This window comes from Pseudomonas paraglycinae (assembly GCF_021601625.1).
In the GTDB taxonomy this organism is placed as follows: domain Bacteria; phylum Pseudomonadota; class Gammaproteobacteria; order Pseudomonadales; family Pseudomonadaceae; genus Aquipseudomonas; species Aquipseudomonas paraglycinae.
In genome coordinates, this window is record NZ_BQHR01000024.1 from 26,554 (window position 1) to 49,179 (window position 22,626).

Here is a 22,626-nt window from a genome sequence, read left to right on the forward strand (position 1 = left end):
GAATGGACTGGATGGTGAGTGACCATTTGTGTCACTTCTGGACGGAATGCGTTGGTGCTACGAACACCTCCGCGAGTCCCGCGGAGGCGTCCGTGAGGATTTACCGCTCGTGCAACGCCTCGGCCCGCGCCCGGATGATCGGTTTGAGCAGATAGCTCAGCACGGTCTTCTTGCCGGTGATGATGTCCACCGACGCGACCATCCCCGGGATGATCAGCAACGGCTTCTCGTCAGTGCCGAGATGGCTGCGCTCGGTGCGCAGCTTGATGACGTAGTAGGTGGTTTTCTTGTCTTCGTCGGTGATGGTGTCGGCGCCGATCTGTTCCAGCTTGGCCTTGAGCCCACCGTAGATGGTGTAGTCATACGCGGTGAACTTCACCGTGGCTTCCTGACCCGGATGCAGGAATGCAATGTCCTGCGGACGGATCTTCGCTTCGACCAGCAGCGTGTCGTCCAACGGCACGATTTCCAACAGGTCGCTGCCCGGCTGGATCACGCCGCCGATGGTGTTGACCAGCATCTTGTTGACGATGCCCCGCACCGGCGAGGTGACGAGCGTCCGGCTGACCCGGTCTTCCAGCGCCTTGCCGGTGGCCTGGGCCTTGTTCAGGTCGGTGCGCGCCTCGTTGAGCTGGGTCAGGGCTTCACTGCGGAACTTGCCGCGCGTCTCGTCAATCTTGCGCTGCACTTCCTTGATCGCCGATTCGGCGCGCGGGATCGCCAGGGTGGTGGCATCGAGCTGACCACGGGTTTCCACTTCGGCACGCTTGAGTCGCAGCACTTCCACCGGCGACACCGCGCCCTGGGCCACCAGCGGCTCAGACATGTTGATTTCCTGACGTTGCAGGCCGAGTTGCTGGCGGTACTGCGCCTGCTTCGAGGTGAACTCGCGCAGCTCTTGCTGACGCTGGATCAACTGCTCCTGCAAACCACCGACTTCATCGTGCAGTTGCTGACGACGGCTGATGTACAACGATTCTTCACTTTTCGCCTGACCCGGCACGGCTTTGAGCACGTCCTCGGGGAAATTCAGCGGCCGGTCATCGACCTCGGCACTCAGGCGCTCGACCCGCAGCAACATCGACAGCCGATCAGCCTCGGTTTCGCCGACGTTGGAGGCAAAACGCGTGTCATCCAGCCGCACCAGCGGCGCGCCGGCCTCGACGATCTGGCCTTCCTTGACGAACAACTCAGAGACAATCCCGCCCTCGAGGTTCTGGATTTTCTGGATCTTCGACGAGGGAATCGCCTTGCCGTCGCCCTTGGTCACTTCGTCGATGACGGCGAAGTTGGCCCACAGCATCAGGAACACGAAGAAACCGATGATTGCCCAGATCGTCAAACGCACCACGCGCGGCGCGTCCTCGATCAAGGCCTTGTTGACCTCTGGCAGCGGCTGGCCCTGCAGCGATGCCGAGCCCTTGAAGTAGCGGCGGATCGAATCCTTGAAACCCGACTTAAGCAACACTGATTTGCCCCTTCTTCAACGCTTCCATGACGGCCGCTTTCGGGCCGTCGGCGAGGATCTGTCCACGGTCGACCACCAGTAGGCGATCGACCAGCGACAGCAGCGATGCCCGGTGCGTCACCAACACCACGGTCTTGTTTTCCACCACCGCCGCGAGGCGTTGCTTGAGGCGTTCTTCGCCGGTGTTGTCCATGGCGCTGGTCGGTTCGTCGAGCAAGAGAATCGGCGGATTGAGCAACAGCGCCCGGGCCAGGGCGACGTTCTGGCGCTGACCGCCGGACAGGTTCTGCCCGCGCTCGCCGACTTGCAGTTCATAACCCTGCGGGTGCAGACGGGCGAATTCGTGGACGCCGGCCAGTTCGGCGGCTTGCAGCACCAACTCATCCTCGACGTAACGGGCGCCGGAAATCAGGTTGTCGCGCAGGGTGCCGGCCAGCAGCTGGATGTCCTGCGGCACGTAGCCGATGTTGTAACGCAGCTCGCTGACGTCGATCTGGCGGATGTCGACGCCGTCCACCAGCAACGCACCATCGTCCGGCTGATAGAGGCCGACCAGCAGTTTCGCCAGTGAGCTTTTGCCGGAACCGCTGCGGCCGATGATGCCGATCTTCTCGCCGGGACGGATCACCAGGTTGATGTTCTTCAGCGCCGGGTTCTGTTGCTCCGGGTAAGTGAAGCTGAGCTGGCGGCATTCGATCGCGCCTTGCAGCACCTTGCGGCTCAGTGGGCGTTCTTCGAAATTGCGCTCCTGCGGCAACTCCATCATCTGGTCGACCGAGGTCATGGTCACCCGCGCCTGCTGGTAGCGGGTCAGCAGACCGGACAACGACGCCAGCGGGCTGAGGGCGCGGCCACTGAGCATGTAGCAGGCGATCAGGCCGCCCATGCTCAGGTTGCCGGCGATGATCTGGTACACGCCGAAGACGATCATGATCACCCCGGCCAATTGCTGGATCAGCAGGGTGATGTTCATCGCCAGACCGGAGAGCATTTTCACCCGCAGCTCGAGGCGGCTGAGGGTGCCGATGGTTTGCTCCCACTGATATTGGCGTTCGCTTTCGGCGTTGTTGACCTTCACCGCGTCGAGGCCGGCTAGGGTTTCGATCAGGCTCGACTGACGCTCGGCGCCGAGGGCCATGGTGCGTTCCATGGTTGCCACCAGCGGCTTCTGCAATGCGTAGCCGATCAGCAGCGCAATCGGAAAGGCCAGCACCGGAATCCACACCAGATGCCCGCCGAGAATCGCGATGACGATGAAGATCAGGAGGGTGAACGGCAGGTCGATCAGGCTGGTCAGGGTCAGCGAGGCGAGGAAGTCACGCAGGCTCTGGAACTCATGGATGTTCTGGGCAAAGCTGCCGACCCGCGCGGGGCGGTATTTCATGGCCATGCCGACGATGCGCTCGAACAGCGTGGCAGAGATGATCAGGTCGGTTTTCTTGCCGGCCAGATCCAGGCACAGGCTGCGCAGGCTCTTGAGGATCAGGTCGAACAGATAGGCGCCGGTGATACCCAGCGCGAGGACCCACAGGGTCGCTTCGGCCTGGTTCGGCACCACGCGGTCGTAGACGTTCATCACGAACAGCGGCGCGGCCATGGCGATGATGTTGATCAGAAAACTGGCGGCGATGGCGTCGGCATACAGCCAGCGCGAACGCTTGAGGGTGTCGCGAAACCAAGAGCGCGCACGCGGGATCAGCGTGCCGTGGTTGACGTCGAATTTGTGCTGGGGCTGGGCGAAGAACACTTTGCCGGTGTAGTCGTCGGCCAGCAGCTCGCGGCTGACCAGGGATTCACCGCCGTCGCTTTCGCTGAGCAGCACCCGCGCGTCGTTCTCACCCTGCCAGCCGAGCAGGACGGCACTGCGGCCATCCTTGAGCAGCAACAGCGCCGGCATGGCAATCGCCGGAATCTCTTCCAGCTTGCGCTGCAGCACCCGTCCTTGCAGCCCGGCGCGCGCCGCCGCACGGGGCAGCAGCTCGACACTCAGGCGTTGTTTGGGCAGCGGCAGGCCGGTGGTCAGCATCGCCGCGCTGGCGGGTTTCTGGTGGAGCATGCAAAGAGCGAGCAGACCGTCCAGTAACGGATCGTCATGCAACGCGCGTGGATCATGACTGAGATGAACTCGACTGACTTCTGATTCCACGCTCGACACTCTTTAGCAGTTGAAAAGGGACAACTCAATTCATCCCAGGCAGCTGAACCTTGGGCTTAACGTCGTTCTGCACAACGGATGCCAAGGGTGCGACCACTCCCTGGCTCTTGAGCAATTCGCCCATGGTCGCCTTGATTCGATACTGAGTAAATAACTGAATGTTTTTGATTTCAGCCAGACGCCGCGAAGCGGTGAACAGCTCGTTTTCACTGTCGAGCAAATCCAGCAGGGTACGTTCGCCGAGGCTGAACTGACGCTGATATGCGGTGCGCACCGAGGTGCTGTGATCAACGTACTGCTGAGCGATCGGCACCTGAGCGTTGGCGTTGTTCAGGGCGTTCCAGGCCAGGCCCAGTTCTTCATTCAATTGGCGCAAGGCGTTGTTGCGGATATCCAGCGCCTGGTTTGACAGGTACGACTTGGATTCCAGATCCGCCTTGTTGCTGCCGCCCGAATACAGGTTGAAGCGCATGCGCAGCATGGCCTGCCATTCGTTGTTGTGACCGTTCTGGCCGTCGAGGTCGTTGTCGGCGGTGCGGCCCAGCTCGGCGTCGAAACGCGGGTAGAAGGTCGACTTGGCAGTCTCGTATTGCTTCTCGGCCGCGGCGATATCGGACTCGGCCGAACGCAGGATCGGGCTGTTTTCCAGCATCTGCTGGCGCGCTTCATTCAGGTTGGCCGGCATCATCGCCATGAACGGCGCCGGACGCTCCAGCTGATCGGGCATCTGGCCGACGGCGCTGAGGAAATTGGTTTCCGAGTCGGCGAGGTTGGTCTGCTCGGTGATCAGGTTGTTGCGGGCCTGGGCCATCCGCGCTTCGGCCTGATCGAGGTCGGCACCGCTGCCGACGCCGCGCTGGGTGCGCAGCTGGATCTGGTCGTAGATGCGCTGGTGGCTCTTGAGGTTTTCCTCGGCCAGACGCACAAACTCACGACGGGTCAGCACGTCCAGGTAAACCTGGGCCACGGTCAGCGCAGTGCGCTCGGAAGTGCCGAGCAAGGAATACGCGCGGGAGTTGACGGTGGCTTGTTGACGCCCGACTTCGCTGGACGTCGCAAAACCGTCAAAAACCATTTGCGACAGACGCAAACTTGACTCGCTGCGGTTCAGGGTTTCCCAGTGATTGCCACCACCGGCGGCACGGGTGGTCACGCTGTCGGTGCCTTCACGGCCATAACCGCCCAGCAGATCGACCTTGGGCAGGTATCCACCTTTTGCAGCCTTTAATTGATAATCCGCGGCCAGTCGGCTGTTGACCCCTGCCTGGATTTCCGGATGGACATCCAGCGCCTGCTGCATGGCTTCTGGTAAGGATTGTGCTTGTACGAAAGACGCGGCGAGAGCGAAGGGTAGAGCCTTGAACAGGTGCGAACGCATGGTAAAGATTTCCCAGAACTTCTTGTCTTGAATCACAGCAAAATGACGAGCTGCGTCGGAAGATGGCAACCGGAATGACCGTATGTCGGAAAGTTTAAAACCGGAACTGGATCACACGCTGAAGGGCAGGTCGCCGCATAAATATCAATGTGACATTACTGGGGCGATTGTTTAGGATGGCACCCAGAAGGTCAATAGTTTGGCATAAAGTTAATAGCGAAAGAATCTAGCCAAAATATTGACGAACAACAGCGTCAACTTTGTTTCATCTTTTTTTAAAAGTACGTCCAGACTGAATCGGCGCAGACAGCCATCAGGTCTATGGAAGTCAACTGAACGTGACACCCGGAGAGTCTTCAATGAGCAGTGTTGTTGCCATCGTCAAAAGCATTGTTGGTCAGGTTTTCGTGGTGTCCCCAGAGGGCGTCCGTCGCGTACTCGTTGAAGGCGACCGGCTGTTTGCCGGCGATCAGGTCGACACCGGCGTTTCCGGCGCCGTGTCCCTGGAACTGGCCGATGGCCGCACGATCGATCTGGGCCGCGACACTCAGTGGAGCGCCGATGCCCCGGATTCCAGCACCGACCTGGCCGAAGCCACCGCCGAAGCCGCGCCGTCGGTAGAAGAGCTGCAACAAGCCATCGCCGCCGGTGTCGACCCGACTACCGCCCTTGAATCCACCGCCGCCGGCCCTAGCGCCGCAGGAACTGGCGGTGCCGCCGGTGGCGGTCACAGCTTCGTGATGCTCGATGCGACCGCTGGCCGTGTCGACCCGACCATTGGTTTCCCGACCGCAGGCATCAACGCTGCCGGCCAGGCCGCCCAGAACATCACCGGCGGCCAGACCACCGACACCAACGCCAATGCCCTGCGCGAATCGACCCTGAGCCTCAGCGCCACGCCGAGCATTACCGAAGCCGGCGGCGTTCTGGTGTACACCGCGACCCTGACCCAGGCGCCGCTGACCGACCTGACCATCACCCTGTCTAACGGCGCGGTGATCGTGATTCCGGCCGGTTCCACCACCGGCACCGTCAACGTGCCGCTGGCACCGAACGACACTGTTTATAACGACCCGACCCAGATCGACGTGACCGTCACCGGCACCACCGGCGGCAACGGCATCACCGTGACCCCGCCGACCACCCCGGCCACGACCCAGGTCACCGACACCATCGACACCACCACCGTCACCCTGACGGCGGGCCCGAGCGTGACCGAAGGCGGTCAGATCACCTACACCGCGACCCTGACCAACCCGGCGCAGACGCCGGTGACCGTGACCCTGTCCAACGGCTCGACCATCACTATCGGCGCCGGCCAGACCACCGGCACCGTCAACGTGCCGACCGCACCGAATGACGTCTATAACAACGGCAGCACCGTCACCACCACCATCACCGGTGCCACGGGCGGCAACTTCGAAAACCTGGTGCCGAACCCGACACCGGCCGTTACCACGATCGTCGATTCGCGAGACACCACCGGCCTGACCCTGACCGCTACCGGCACCGTGGTCGAAGGTGGCCAGATCACCTACACCGCGACCCTGACCAACCCGGCGCAGACGCCGGTGACCGTCACCCTGTCGAACGGCTCGACCATCACCATCGGCGCCGGCCAGACCACCGGCAGCGTCAACGTGCCGACCGCGCCGAATGACGTTTACAACAACGGCGGCACCGTCAGCACCACGATTACCGGTGCCACCGGCGGCAATTTCGAGAATCTGGTGCCAAACACGACGCCAGCGACCACCACCGTCACCGATTCCATCGACACCACCAACCTGTCGCTGAGCGCCACCGGTTCCGTGGCCGAAGGCGGTTCGATCGTCTACACCGCGACCCTGACCAATCCTGCCGGGACCCCGGTGACCGTGACGTTGAGCAACGGCTCCGTCATCACCATCGAGGCTGGCAAAACTACCGGCACCGTGACCGTTCCGGCGCCAGCCGATGACGTCTATAAAGACGCCGGCAAAGTCGAAGTCACTATCAAGGACGCAACCGGCGGCAACTTCGAGAACCTGGTGCCAAGCACCGTTCCGGCCGTTACCGAAGTCACCGACACTATCGACACCACCACGGTAAAACTCACAGCGACCGAATCAGCGGCTGAAGGTGGCACTGTCACTTATACCGCTACTGTCGGCGCACCAGTGACCGGTTCGCCGGTCACTGTGACGCTGGCCAATGGTCAGTCGATCACCATCGAAGTGGGCAAAACCACCGGTACCGTGACCACCACTGCGCCGAACGATGCGTTGACCGGCAATGCACCGCTGACCAACTCGATCACCGGCGTTTCCGGCGGTAACTACGAAAATCTGGTGGCCGACAAAACCCCGGTTTCGACCACGGTGACAGACGTGGCCGACACCACCAATCTGACCCTTAGCGCCACCGGCACTGTCGCCGAGGGTGGTTCGATTGTTTACACCGCGACCCTGACCAATCCGGCCGGTACCCCGGTGACCGTGACGTTGAGCAACGGCTCCGTCATTACCATCGAAGCTGGCAAAACCACCGGCACCGTGACCGTTCCGGCGCCAGCCGATGACGTCTATAAAGACGCCGGCAAAGTCGAAGTGACCATCAAGGACGCCACCGGCGGCAATTTCGAGAACCTGGTGCCGAGCACCGTTCCGGCCGTCACCGACGTGACCGACACCGTCGACACGACCACCGTCAAACTGACCGCGACCGAGTCGGCGGCTGAAGGTGGTACCGTTACTTATACCGCGACAGTTGGCGCCCCGGTAACCGGCTCGCCTGTCACCGTGACCCTGGCTAACGGTCAGTCGATCACCATCGAAGTCGGCAAAACTACCGGCACCGTCACCACCACCGCACCGAACGACGCATTGGCCGGCAATGCGCCGCTGACCAACGCGATCACCGGCGTGAGCGGCGGCAACTACGAAAATCTGGTCGCCGACAAGACGCCGGTCAGCACCACCGTGACCGACACCGTCGACACCACCAACCTGACCCTCAGCGCCACCGATTCCGTGGCCGAGGGCGGCTCGATCATCTACACCGCGACGCTGACCAATCCAGCCGGCACTCCGGTGACCGTGACGTTGAGCAACGGCTCCGTCATCACCATCGAAGCCGGCAAAACCACCGGCACCGTGACTGTTCCTGCGCCTGCCGATGACGTCTACAAGGATGCCGGCAAAGTCGAAGCGACCATCACCGGCGCAACCGGCGGCAACTTCGAAAACCTGGTGCCAAGCACTGTGCCGGCCGTGACCCAGGTCACCGATACCATCGACACGTCGACCGTCAAACTGACCGCGACCGAATCGGCCGCTGAAGGCGGTACCGTCACTTATACCGCGACGGTTGGCGCCCCGGTAACCGGCTCGCCTGTGGTTGTGACCCTGGCCAATGGTCAGGCGATCACCATCGAAGTCGGCAAAACCACCGGCACCGTGACCACCACCGCGCCGAATGACGTGCTGGCCGGCCATGCACCGCTGACCAACTCGATCACCAACGTCAGCGGCGGCAACTACGAAAACCTCGTGGCCGACAAAACGCCGGTCAGCACCACCATCACCGACACCGTCGACACCACCACCGTATCGCTGACCGCCACCGGCAACGTCAACGAGGGCGGGCAGATCATCTACACCGCCACCCTGACCAACCCGGCCGGCACCTCGGTGACCGTGACGTTGAGCAACGGCTCCGTCATCACCATCGAAGCCGGCAAAACCACTGGCACCGTGACCGTTCCGGCTCCTGCCGATGACGTCTACAAAGATGCCGGCAAAGTCGAAGTGACCATCAAGGACACTTCCGGCGGCAATTTCGAAAACCTGGTGGCCAACCCGACGCCAGCGGTGACCAACGTCGCCGACACCATCAACACCACGCACCTGACCCTCAGCGCCGAAAGCTATGTGCTCGAAGGCACGTCGATCACTTACACCGCGACCTTGACTAACGCCGCGCAGACGCCGGTGACCGTCAACCTGAGCAACGGCCAGACCATCGTTATCGAGGCCGGCAAGACCAGCGGTTCGGTGACCATCCCGGCGCCGAGCGATGACGTCTACAAGGATGTCAGCAAGCTCACCGTGACCATGACCGATGCCAGCGGCGGCAACTTCGAGAAGCTCGACGTCAGCAAGACGCCGGTCAGCACCACGGTCAACGACACCATCGACAAGACCACGCTGACCCTGAGCGCCAGCGATACTGTCAGCGAAGGTGGCCAGATCACCTACACCGCGACCCTGAGCAACCCGGCCGGCACCCCCATGACCGTGACCCTGGCCAACGGCGCGGTCATCAACATCGCCGCCGGTGCCACCACCGGTTCGGTGAACTTCCCTGCGCCGGCCAACACGCCTTACATCGATGGCGGCAAGGTGCAGACCGCGATTGCCAGCCACAGCGGCGGCAACTTCGAACAAGTCGATGCCAACCGTTCGGCGGTGGTGACCAAAGTCACCGACACCGTCGACACCACCAACATCAGCCTGAGCGCCACCGGCTCGGTCGCCGAAGGCGGTTCGATCGTCTACACCGCGACCCTGACCAACCCGGCCGGCACGGCCATGACCGTGACCCTGAGCAACGGCGCGGTGATCAACATCGCCAAAGGCGCGAGCACCGGCACCATCACCGTCGCCGCACCGGGCGACGACGTGTACAAGGACGCCGGCAAAGTCGACGCCAGCATCACCAAGACCACGGGCGGCAACTTTGAAAACCTGGTGGTCGACAAGACCCCGGCGGTGACCGACATCACCGACACCATCGATACCAGCACCGTTTCCCTGAGCGCCACCGCCAGCACCGTTGAAGGCGGCGTGGTGGTTTACACCGCCTCCGTCACCGCACCGGTGACCGGTTCGCCAGTGGTCGTGACCCTGTCCAACGGGCAAACCATCACCATCCCGGTCGGCGCCAGCAGCGCCAGCGTCAACTACACCGCACCGAACGATGCACTGGCCGGCGGCAACACGCTGAGCGTGAAGATCGACGGCACCAGCGGCGGCAATTACGAAAACCTGGTCGCCGACAAGACTCCGGCCGTGACGTCAGTCACCGACACCGTCGACACCACCAACCTGACCTTGAGCGCTACAGGTTCCGTGGCTGAAGGTGGTTCGATCGTTTACACCGCCACCCTGACCAATCCAGCTGGCACGCCAGTGACCGTGACCCTGAGCAACGGCTCGGTGATCACCATCGAAGCGGGTAAAACCACTGGCACCGTGACCGTTCCGGCCCCTGCCGATGACGTTTACAAAGACGCCGGCAAAGTCGAAGTGACCATCAAGGATGCGTCCGGCGGCAACTTCGAGAATCTGGTTCCGAGCACCGTTCCGGCCGTCACTGAAGTGACTGACACCATCGATACGTCGACCGTGAAGCTGAGCGCCGATACGTCGGTGGCCGAGGGCGGCACCGTCACCTACACCGCCACTGTTGGCGCTCCGGTGACCGGCTCGCCGGTCACCGTGACCCTGGCCAACGGTCAGACCATCACCATCGAAGTCGGCAAGACCACCGGCACCATCACCACCACCGCGCCGAACGATGCGCTCAACGGTCACACACCGCTGAGCAACTCGATCACTGGCGTGAGCGGCGGTAACTACGAAAATCTGGTGGCCGACAAGACGCCGGTCAGCACCACTGTGACTGACACCGTCGACACCACCGACCTGACGCTGACCGCGACCGGCACGGTGGCCGAAGGTGGTTCGATAACCTACACCGCCACTCTGACCAACCCGGCCGGCACGCCGGTGACCGTGACGTTGAGCAACGGCTCCGTCATCACCATCGAGGCCGGCAAAACCTCCGGCACCGTGACCGTCGATGCACCGAAAGACGACGTCTACAAGGACGCCGGCAAGGTCGAAGTGACCATCAAGGATGCAACCGGTGGCAACTTCGAGAATCTGGTACCGAGCACTGTTCCTGCCGTTACCGAAGTCACTGACACCATCGACACCACCACAGTCAAACTGACTGCGACCGAGTCGGCGGCGGAAGGTGGCACTGTCACTTACACCGCGACCGTTGGCGCTCCGGTGACCGGTTCTCCAGTGACCGTAACCCTGGCCAACGGTCAGTCGATCACCATCGAAGTCGGCAAGACCACCGGCACCATCACTACTACTGCGCCGAATGACGCGTTGAACGGTCACACTCCGCTGACCAACGCGATCACCGGCGTGAGCGGCGGCAACTACGAGAATCTGGTCGCCGACAAGACTCCGGTTTCGACGACCGTCACTGACACCGTCGACACCACCAACCTGACCCTGAGCGCCACCGATTCCGTGGCCGAGGGCGGCTCGATCACCTACACCGCGACCCTGACCAACCCGGCCGGCACTCCGGTGACCGTGACATTGAGCAACGGCTCCGTCATCACCATCGAGGCCGGTAAAACCACCGGCACCGTGACCGTCGATGCGCCGAAAGATGACGTCTACAAGGACGCCGGCAAAGTCGAAGTCACGATCAAGGATGCCTCCGGCGGCAACTTCGAGAACCTGGTGCCGAGCACTGTTCCGGCTGTTACCGAAGTCACCGATACCATCGACACCACCACGGTGAAACTCACCGCGACCGAGTCGGCGGCTGAAGGCGGTACCGTTACTTACACCGCGACCGTCGGCGCTCCGGTGACGGGTTCGCCTGTGACCGTAACCCTGGCCAATGGTCAGTCGATCACTATCGAAGTCGGCAAGACCACCGGCACCATCAGCACCACCGCACCGAACGACGCGTTGAACGGTCACACCCCGCTGACCAACGCGATCACTGGCGTTTCCGGCGGCAATTACGAGAATCTCGTAGCCGACAAGACCCCGGTTTCGACCACCGTCACCGATACCGTCGACACCACCAACCTGACCCTCAGCGCCACTGACTCGGTGGCCGAGGGCGGTTCGATCGTTTACACCGCGACCCTGACCAACCCGGCCGGCACCCCGGTGACCGTGACGTTGAGCAACGGCGCCGTCATCACCATCGAGGCCGGTAAAACCACCGGCACCGTGACCGTCGATGCGCCGAAAGACGACGTCTACAAAGATGCCGGCAAGGTCGAAGTCACCATCAAGGATGCAACTGGCGGCAACTTCGAGAACCTGGTGCCAAGCACCGCTCCAGCCGTCACCGAAGTCACCGACACCATCGACACCTCGACCGTCAAACTGACTGCGACCGAGTCGGCTGCTGAAGGCGGCACTGTTACCTACACCGCCACCGTTGGCGCGCCAGTGACCGGCTCGCCTGTGACCGTGACCCTGGCCAACGGTCAGTCGATCACCATCGAAGTTGGCAAGACCACCGGCACCGTTACCACCACCGCGCCAAACGATGCGCTCAACGGCCATACGCCGCTGACCAACTCGATCACCGGTGTGAGCGGCGGCAACTACGAAAACCTCGTGGCCGACAAAACCCCGGTCAGCACCACCGTGACCGACACCGTCGACACCACCACCCTGACCCTGAGCGCCACGCCGGAAGTCAACGAAGGTGGCCAGATCACCTACACCGCGACCCTGACCAACGCCGCCGGCACCCCGGTGACCGTGACCTTGAGCAACGGCGCAGTGATCACCATCGAGGCCGGTAAAACCTCCGGCACCGTGACCGTCGATGCACCGAAGGACGACGTCTACAAGGACGCCGGCAAAGTCGAGACGACCATTTCGACCACCACCGGTGGCAACTTCGAGAACCTGGTCACCAGCACCGCCCCGGCGGTCACCACCGTCAATGACACCATCGACACGTCCACCGTGTCGCTGACCGCCACCGCCAACGTCGCCGAAGGCGAAACCGTGGTTTACACCGCGACCGCGACGGCGCCAGTGACCGGTTCGCCGCTCGTCGTGACCCTGTCCAACGGACAGACCATCACCATCGCCGTCGGCGAAACCACCGGCACCGTGAATTTCGTCGCGCCGAACAGCCCGTTGGCGGGCGGCAGCTCGCTGAGCGTGACCATCGACAAGGCCACCGGTGGCAATTACGAAAACCTGGCGGTCGACGGCAAACCGGCAAATACCTCGGTTTCGGACACTGTCGACACGACCAACCTGAACCTGACGGCCACCGATTCGGTTGCCGAGGGTGGTTCGATCACTTACACCGCGACCCTGACCAACCCGGCGGGTACGCCGGTGACCGTGACCCTGTCGAACGGCGCCGTCATCACCATCGAGGCCGGTAAAACCACCGGCACCGTGACCGTCGATGCACCGAAAGACGACGTCTACAAAGACGCCGGCAAAGTCGAGGCAACCATTTCGACCGCTACTGGCGGTGGTTTCGAGAACCTGGTGCCAAGCACCGTTCCGGCCGTGACCAACGTCACCGACACCATCGACACCACCACGGTGAAACTGACCGCGACCGAGTCGGCGGCTGAAGGCGGAAACGTTACTTACACCGCTATCGTCGGCGCGCCTGTGACCGGTTCGCCTGTGACCGTGACCCTGTCCAACGGACAGTCGATCACTATCGAAGTCGGCAAAACCACGGGCACCGTCACCACCACCGCACCGAACGATGCGCTCAACGGCCATGCGCCACTGACCAACGCGATCACTGGCGTGACTGGCGGCAACTACGAAAATCTCGTGGCTGACAAAACCCCGGTCAGCACCACCGTGACTGACACCGTCGACACCACCAACCTGACCCTGAGCGCAACTGGCTCGGTGGCCGAGGGTGGTTCGATCGTCTACACCGCGACCCTGACCAACCCGGCCGGCACTCCGGTGACCGTGACCCTGTCGAACGGCGCTGTCATCACCATCGAGGCCGGCAAAACCTCCGGCACCGTGACCGTCGATGCACCGAAAGACGACGTCTACAAAGATGCTGGCAAAGTCGAGGCAACCATTTCGACCGCCACCGGTGGCAACTTCGAGAACCTGGTGCCGAGCACCGTTCCGGCCGTGACCGAAGTCACCGACACCATCGACACCACCACCGTCAAACTGACCGCGACTGAATCGGCAGCTGAAGGTGGCACCGTCACTTACACCGCTACCGTCGGCGCACCTGTGACCGGTTCGCCAGTCACCGTGACGCTGGCCAACGGTCAGTCGATCACCATCGAAGTGGGCAAGACCACCGGCACCGTGACCACCACTGCGCCAAACGATGCGCTTAACGGCCACACGCCGCTGACCAACGCGATCACTGGCGTGAGCGGTGGCAACTACGAAAACCTCGTCGCCGACAAGACGCCGGTCAGCACCACCGTGACCGACACCGTCGACACCACCAATCTGTCGCTGACCGCGACCGACAGCGTGGCCGAAGGTGGCTCGATCGTTTACACCGCGACCCTGACCAACCCGGCCGGCACACCGCTGACCGTGACCCTGTCGAACGGCGCTGTCATCACCATCGAGGCCGGCAAAACCACCGGCACCGTGACCGTCGCCGCGCCAACCGATGACGTCTACAAAGACGCCGGCAAAGTCGAAGTCACGATCAAGGACGCAACCGGTGGCAACTTCGAGAACCTGGTTCCGAGCACCGTTCCAGCCGTAACGGAAGTCACCGACACCGTCGATACGACGACCGTGAAGCTGACCGCTTCCGAAACGGCCGCTGAAGGTGGCACCGTCACTTACACCGCGACTGTTGGCGCGCCAGTGACCGGCTCGCCTGTGACCGTGACCCTGGCCAATGGTCAGTCGATCACCATCGAGGTGGGCAAAACCACTGGCACTGTCACCACCACCGCGCCGAACGATGCACTCAACGGCCACACGCCGCTGACCAACGCGATCACCGGCGTGACTGGCGGCAACTACGAAAACCTCGTAGCCGACAAAACGCCGGTGTCGACCACCGTCACTGACACCGTCGACACCACCAATCTGACCCTCAGCGCCACCAATTCGGTTGCCGAGGGCGGTTCGATCACTTACACCGCCACACTGACCAACGCTGCGGGCACTCCGGTGACCGTGACCTTGAGCAACGGCGCCGTGATCACCATCGAAGCTGGCAAAACCACCGGCACCGTGACCGTCGATGCACCGAAAGACGACGTCTACAAAGATGCCGGCAAGGTCGAAGTCACTATCAAGGATGCGTCCGGCGGAAACTTCGAGAATCTGGTGCCGAGCACTGTTCCGGCGGTTACCGAAGTCACCGACACCATCGACACCACCACGGTCAAACTGACCGCGACCGAGTCGGCGGCTGAAGGCGGCACCGTCACCTACACCGCGACTGTTGGCGCGCCTGTGACCGGTTCGCCAGTCACCGTGACACTGTCCAACGGTCAGTCGATCACCATCGAAGTCGGCAAGACCACCGGCACCGTCACCACCACCGCACCGAACGATGCGCTGACCGGCCACGCGCCGTTGACCAACGCGATCACCGGCGTGACGGGCGGCAACTACGAGAACCTCGTAGCCGACAAAACACCGGTTTCGACCACCGTCACTGACACGGTCGACACCACCAACCTGACCCTCAGCGCCACCAATTCGGTTGCCGAGGGCGGTTCGATCACTTACACCGCCACACTGACCAACGCTGCGAGCACTCCGGTGACCGTGACCTTGAGCAACGGCGCCGTAATCACCATCGAAGCTGGCAAAACCACCGGCACCGTGACCGTCGACGCACCGAAAGACGACGTCTACAAAGACGCCGGCAAAGTCGAAGCGACCATTTCGACCGCCACCGGTGGCAACTTCGAGAACCTGGTGCCAAGCACCGTTCCGGCCGTGACCCAGGTCACCGATACCATCGACACCACCACGGTGAAACTCACCGCGACCGCGTCGGCGGCTGAAGGCGGCACCGTCACCTACACCGCTACCGTTGGCGCGCCGGTGACTGGCTCGCCAGTGACCGTGAACCTGTCGAATGGCCAGAGCATCACCATCGAAGTGGGTAAAACCACCGGCACCGTGACGACCACGGCACCTAACGATGCGCTCAACGGCCACGCGCCGCTGACCAACGCGATCACCAACGTGACGGGCGGCAACTACGAAAATCTGGTGGCCGACAAGACGCCGGTCAGCACTACCGTGACCGACACCGTCGACACCACCAACCTGTCGCTCAGCGCGACCGGCACCGTGGCCGAAGGTGGTTCGATCACCTACACCGCGACACTGACCAACGCTGCGGGCACCCCGGTGACCGTGACCTTGAGCAATGGCGCCGTGATCACCATCGAGGCCGGTAAAACCACGGGCACCGTGACCGTCGCCGCGCCAGCCGATGACGTCTACAAAGACGCCGGCAACGTGCAAGCCACGATCACCAACGCCACGGGCGGCAACTTCGAAAACCTGGTGACCAGCACCACGCCAGCAGTGACCAGCGTTACTGACACCATCGACACCACCACCGTGAAGCTGACCGCGACCGCAACAGCGGCCGAGGGTGGCACCGTCACCTACACCGCGACCGTAGGTGCGCCAGTGACTGGCTCGCCTGTGACCGTGAACCTGTCGAATGGCCAGAGCATTACCATCGAAGTCGGCAAGACCACCGGCACCGTGACCACTACCGCGCCGAACGACGCGCTGACCGGTCATGCACCGCTGACCAACGCAATCACCGGCGTGAGCGGTGGCAACTACGAAAATCTGGTGGCTGATAAAACCCCGGTTTCGACCACCGTCACCGACACCGTCGATACCACCAATCTGTCGCTCAGCGCGACCGGCACCGTGGCCGAAGGCGGATCGATCACCTACACCGCGACCCTGACCAACGCCGCTGGCTCGCCAGTGACCGTGACCTTGTCGAACGGTGCAGTGATCACTATCGAAGCGGGCAAAACCGCCGGCACCGTGACCGTTCCTGCGCCAGCCGACGACGTCTACAAGGACGCCGGCAACGTACAGGCAACGATCACCAACGCCAGCGGTGGCAACTTCGAGAACCTGGTCACCAGCACCACACCAGCGGTGACCAGCGTTACTGACACCATCGACACCACCACCGTGAAGCTGACTGCAACCGCGACCGCGGCTGAAGGTGGCACCGTCACTTACACCGCTACCGTGGGCGCGCCGGTGACCGGCTCGCCTGTGACCGTAAACCTGTCCAACGGTCAGTCGATCACCATCGAAGTCGGCAAAACCACCGGCACCGTGACCACCACCGCGCCGAACGACGTGCTGAACGGTCATGCACCGCTGACCAACGCCATCACCAACGTCAGCGGCGGTAACTACGAGAACCTAGTTGCCGACAAGACCCCGGTCTCGACCACCGTCACTGACACCGTCGACACCACCAACCTGTCCCTGAGCGCTACCAACTCGGTCGCCGAGGGTGGCTCGATCACCTACACCGCAACCCTGACCAATGCTGCGGGCACTCCGGTAACCGTGACCTTGAGCAACGGCGCCGTGATCACCATCGAAGCGGGCAAAACCACGGGCACCGTGACCGTTCCTGCGCCAGCCGATGACGTCTACAAAGACGCCGGTAACGTGCAAGCCACGATCACCAATGCCACGGGCGGCAACTTCGAAAACCTGGTGACCAGCACCACGCCAGCAGTGACCAGCGTTACTGACACCATCGACACCACCACCGTGAAGCTGACCGCAACCGCAACAGCGGCCGAGGGTGGCACCGTCACCTACACCGCTACCGTGGGTGCGCCGGTGACTGGCTCGCCGGTAACCGTGAATCTGGCCAACGGTCAGTCAATCACCATCGAAGTCGGCAAGACCACCGGGACCGTGACCACTGCCGCGCCGAACGACGCGTTGACCGGCCACACACCGCTGACCAACTCGATCACCAACGTTTCTGGCGGCAACTACGAAAACCTCGTGGCCGACAAGACGCCGGTCAGCACCACCGTGACTGACACCGTTGACACCACCAACCTGTCGCTCAGCGCGACCGGCACCGTGGCCGAGGGTGGCTCGATCACCTACACCGCGACCCTGACCAACGCCGCTGGCTCACCAGTGACCGTGACCCTGTCGAACGGCGCCGTGATCACCATCGAAGCCGGTAAAACCACGGGCACCGTGACCGTTCCTGCGCCAGCTGACGACGTCTACAAAGACGCCGGCAACGTGCAGGCGACGATCAAGTCCGCCACCGGCGGCAACTTCGAGAACCTGGTCACCAGCACCACACCAGCCGTGACCAGCGTCACCGACACTATCGACACCACCACCGTGAAGCTGACCGCGACCACGACGGCGGCCGAAGGTGGCAACGTGGTCTACACCGCGACCGTCGGCGCGCCAGTGACAGGCTCGCCTGTGACCGTGACCCTGGCCAACGGTCAGTCGATCACCATCGAAGTCGGCAAAACCACCGGCACCGTGACCACTACCGCGCCGAACGACGCGTTGACCGGCCACACGCCGCTGACCAACGCGATCACCAACGTCAGCGGCGGCAACTACGAAAACCTCGTGGCCGACAAGACACCGGTCAGCACCACCGTCACCGACACCATCGACACCACCAACCTGTCGCTCAGCGCGACCGGCACCGTGGCCGAAGGTGGTTCGATCACCTACACCGCAACCCTGACCAATGCCGCTGGCTCGCCAGTGACCGTGACCCTGAGCAACGGTTCGGTGATCACCATCGAAGCGGGTAAAACCACCGGCACCGTGACGGTTCCAGCCCCAGCCGATGACGTCTACAAGGACGCCGGCAATGTGCAGGCCACGATCACCAACGCTACCGGCGGCAATTTCGAAAACCTGGTGACCAGCAACACACCAGCCGTGACCAGCGTCACCGATACCATCGACACCACCACCGTCAGCATCACCGGCAGCACCTCGGTGACCGAAGGCCAGACCGCCAGCTACACCGTCAGCCTGACCCACCCGGCGCAGACCGAAGTGACCCTGAAAATCGTCTACAGCGGCACCGCCGCCGACGGTTCGGACTTCACCGGCGTGTACACCGTGAAGATCCCGGCCGGTGCCAGCAGCGCGCAGTTCAACGTTGCGACCATCGACGACAAGATCACCGAAGGCACCGAGAACTTCGTGGTCAAGATCGACTCGGCCACCGGTGGCAACTTCGAAAACCTGGCGGTCAGCAGCACCAATGGCAGCGTCAGCACCTCGATCATCGACAACGATGCACCGCCGGTCATCGACCTCGACGCCAACAACTCCAGCGGTGCAACGGGTGCCGACTACAAGGTGACCTTCACCGAGAACACCCCGGGCGCAGGCGTGTCGATTGCCGACACCGACATCAAGATCACCGACCCGGACAGCACCATGCTGACCGGCGCCACCGTCGTGCTGACCAACCGTCAGGACGGCGATGCGCTGAATCTGGGCAACAGCGTCAACGGCATCACCATCAACGCCAACAGCACCAACGGCACCGTCACCCTGACCCTGTCGGGCAACGCGACGCTCGCCGACTACATGCAGGCGATCAAGAACATCAGCTTCACCAACAGCAGTGAAGATCCGAGCACCGTGCCACGGATCATCACCGTGACCGTGACCGATGGCGGCAACTACTCCAACACCGCGACCACCACGGTCAACGTGGTGGCGGTCAACGATGCGCCGGTCGCTGCACCGGTCAACGTCACCGGCACCGAAGACACCCCGCTGGTTCTCGGCTGGTCGACCTTCGGCGTCAGCGACGTCGACAGCCCGGCCAGCAGCCTGGGCGTGAAAATCACCCAGCTGCCGGGCGAAGGCAAACTGCAGTATCTGGACGGTTCGACCTGGAAAGACGTCGCCACCAACCAGACCTTCAGCAAGGCCGACATCGACGCCGGCAAGCTGCGCTTCCTGCCGGATGCCAACGAGTCGGGTGTGAACGGTTACGGTGGCACTGGCGTTGGTAACAATCAGGCCGACTACGCGCAGATCAAATTCCAGCCAACCGACGGCCAGTTGCTGGGCAACACTGGCACCATCAAGATCGACATCACGCCGGTGGCGGATGCACCGACCCTGTCGGTGGCCGACAACAGCGTGAAGTCCACCGGCCTGATCAAGGAAGTCTGGACCGGTCTGTCGGGCCTGGGCACCGACGGCAGCGGCGCCAACTCGACCACCCTGAAAAACGTGATCGACGGCGCAGGCAAGCCGAACACCAGCGGCACTGTGAACAACGTGCAGTCCGATGGCAGCGTGACCGCCGGCACTGCGTCGAAAACCTCGGGCCTGATTTATCTGGAAGCCGGCAAGACCTACACCTTCAGCGGCACCGGTGATGACAGCCTGCTGGTGACCATCGGCGGCAAGAACGTGGCCTCGACCACGTGGGGCGCGGGCGGCAACCTCAACGGTTCGTTCACCCCGACCACCAGCGGTTACTACACCCTGGACATCTACCACCACAACCAGAGCGGCCCGGGCAGCTACGACGTCAACCTGTCGGTCAACGGCAGCACGCCGATCGACCTGAGCAGTGCCGGCGTGCCGATCTACACCGGCGTGCAGGATCTGGTGAATGCCGGCGTGAACGTCTCCGATCTGCACGGCAACAACGGCGAAGGCTATTACGACGGCTACAAACTCAACACCGGCGCCGAAGGCACCACGGTGAAACTGTCGTCGATCAGCACCGCGCTGACCGACACCGACGGCTCGGAAACCCTGAGCATCAAGATCAGCGGCGCACCGGTCGGTTCGGTGCTCAGCGACGGCGCAGGCCACAGCTTCACCGTGACCGCCACCAGCGGCGACGCCAACGTCACCGACTGGAACCTCGGCACCCTGACCGTGACCCCGCCGACCTACTACAACGGCCAGTTCAACCTGACCGTGACCTCGACCTCCACCGAACAAGTCGGCGGCTCGGCCAGCACCACTGCGACCATCCCGGTCACCGTGGTGCCAGCGGTGTACAACGCGGTGGTCGCCACTTCGGCGGACGACACCGTCACCGGCACCGACGGCAACGACATCATCGTCGCCGACATCGGCGGCCTGACCGTGGTGCCGGGCACCAACTACAACATCGCGTTCATGGTCGACAGCTCGGGCAGTATGAGCGCCTCGTCGATCAACGCCGCCAAGGACTCACTGACGTCGGTGTTCAACACCCTCAAGCAGAGCCTGGGCAGCAACTCCGGCACAGTGAACATCTTCCTGGTGGACTTCGATACCCAGGTCAACAAGTCGGTGTCGGTGAACCTCAACGACCCGAACGCGCTGACCTTGCTCAAGGCCGTGCTGGACTCGATGTCGTCCGGCGGCGGCACCAACTACGAAGACGTGTTCAAGGCCACGGCGAACTTCTTCCAGAGCGCCGAAGCGCTGGCCAACACCGGGGCGAAGAACCTCACGTACTTCATCACCGACGGCCAGCCGACCTACTACCAGAGCAACGAGCAGACCAACCCGACGCTGTACGGCAACGTGAAGCTCGATGACGTGGTGAAAACCAGCAACTACAAACTGGGCGACAGCTTCAGCACCTACATCGACAACACCCACTACCTGAGTATCAACACTGCCGGCGCCGTGGTATTGCAGACGTACAAGAACGGCAGCTGGAGCTGGAACAGCCTGGGTACCATCCACGCTCAGGGTGACGGTACCTACGAGATCTCGAGTCTGGCGGGCAACGGCAGCAGCACCACGACCACGACCACCGATAACGCCAGCAGCGGTTTCGCCTTGCTCAACGGTTTGTCGAACGTGGAGGCCATCGGCATCAACAGCGGTGTCAGCCTCAACGACCTGAAACCGTACGATTCGGACAAGACGCCGCAAACCAACATCGATCCGAAGGACCTGGCCAACTCGATCATCGGCCACACCGAAGCGACGATGCCGGGCAACGACACCGTCAGCGGTGGCGACGGCAACGACATCCTGTTCGGCGACCTGGTGAGCTTCAACGGCATTGCCGGCGAGGGTTACCAGGCGATGCAGGCGTTCGTGGCCAAGGAAACCGGGGTCGACGTCAGCAAAGTCACCACCAGCAACGTGCACCAGTACATCACCGAGCACTATCAGGCGTTCGATGTGTCCGGTGCCCACGACGGCAACGACACGCTGCTGGGCGGCGCGGGCAATGACATCCTGTTCGGCTCGGGCGGCAACGACCTGCTCGACGGCGGCAAGGGCAATGACATCCTGCTCGGCGGCACCGGCAACGACACGCTGATCGGTGGTCAGGGCAACGACATCCTGATCGGTGGTTCGGGTGCCGACACCTTCGTCTGGAAGGCGGGCGACACCGGCAACGACGTGATCAAGGACTTCAAGGCCAGCGAAGGCGACCGCATCGACCTGCGTGATCTGTTGCAGGGTGAGAGTGGCAGCACCATCGACAACTTCCTGAAGATCACCACGGTCGACGGTGTGTCGTCGCTGCAAGTCAGCTCGGGCGGCAAGTTCAACTCGGGCGATGCCGCAGCCGCCACACCGGACGTGACGATCAAACTGGAAGGCAACAACTGGTCCACGGCCAACATTCACAACCTGATTGCCGGCAGTGATCCGACCATCAAGGTCGACCACAACAACAGCTGATGCGTGAAAAACGGCCGCCCCACTTGGGGCGGCCGTCACGTTTGCGGCGCTTGAACCGGTGACGATTGCGTCGGCGCACCGCATACTCGCGCGCAGTTGGCTATGCTGCTGACAGCATGACGCTGGTCCATTT

At 62.6% G+C, this 22,626-nt stretch carries 4 protein-coding genes; 1 reads left to right on the forward strand and 3 read right to left on the reverse strand.

Annotated features, from left to right (window positions below; translation table 11 throughout):
• Positions 1–100: 100 nt before the first annotated feature.
• Genes L6D82_RS26275 through L6D82_RS26285 form a run of 3 tightly spaced genes read right to left on the reverse strand, consistent with a single transcriptional unit; the run spans position 101 to position 5,001 of the window.
• Positions 101–1,468 (reverse strand): HlyD family type I secretion periplasmic adaptor subunit, encoded by a 1,368-nt coding sequence (locus L6D82_RS26275; RefSeq protein WP_011331851.1) that lies wholly within the window; start codon positions 1,466–1,468, stop codon positions 101–103.
• A complete protein-coding gene (locus tag L6D82_RS26280) occupies positions 1,458–3,614 on the reverse strand; it encodes a type I secretion system permease/ATPase (RefSeq protein WP_085748533.1) in 2,157 nt (718 codons plus the stop codon). The genes L6D82_RS26275 and L6D82_RS26280 overlap by 11 nt, the downstream gene beginning before the upstream one ends.
• Before the next feature lie 34 nt (positions 3,615–3,648).
• Positions 3,649–5,001, reverse strand: a complete 1,353-nt coding sequence (locus L6D82_RS26285; RefSeq protein WP_102688570.1) for a TolC family outer membrane protein — start codon at positions 4,999–5,001, stop codon at positions 3,649–3,651.
• Positions 5,002–5,360: 359 nt separating this feature from the next.
• Here L6D82_RS26285 and L6D82_RS26290 point away from each other — a divergent pair, with 359 nt between their 5' ends.
• Entirely contained in the window at positions 5,361–22,493 is a 17,133-nt protein-coding gene (locus L6D82_RS26290; RefSeq protein WP_236191950.1) for a LapA family giant adhesin, read from the forward strand.
• The last annotated feature ends 133 nt before the right edge of the window (positions 22,494–22,626 follow it).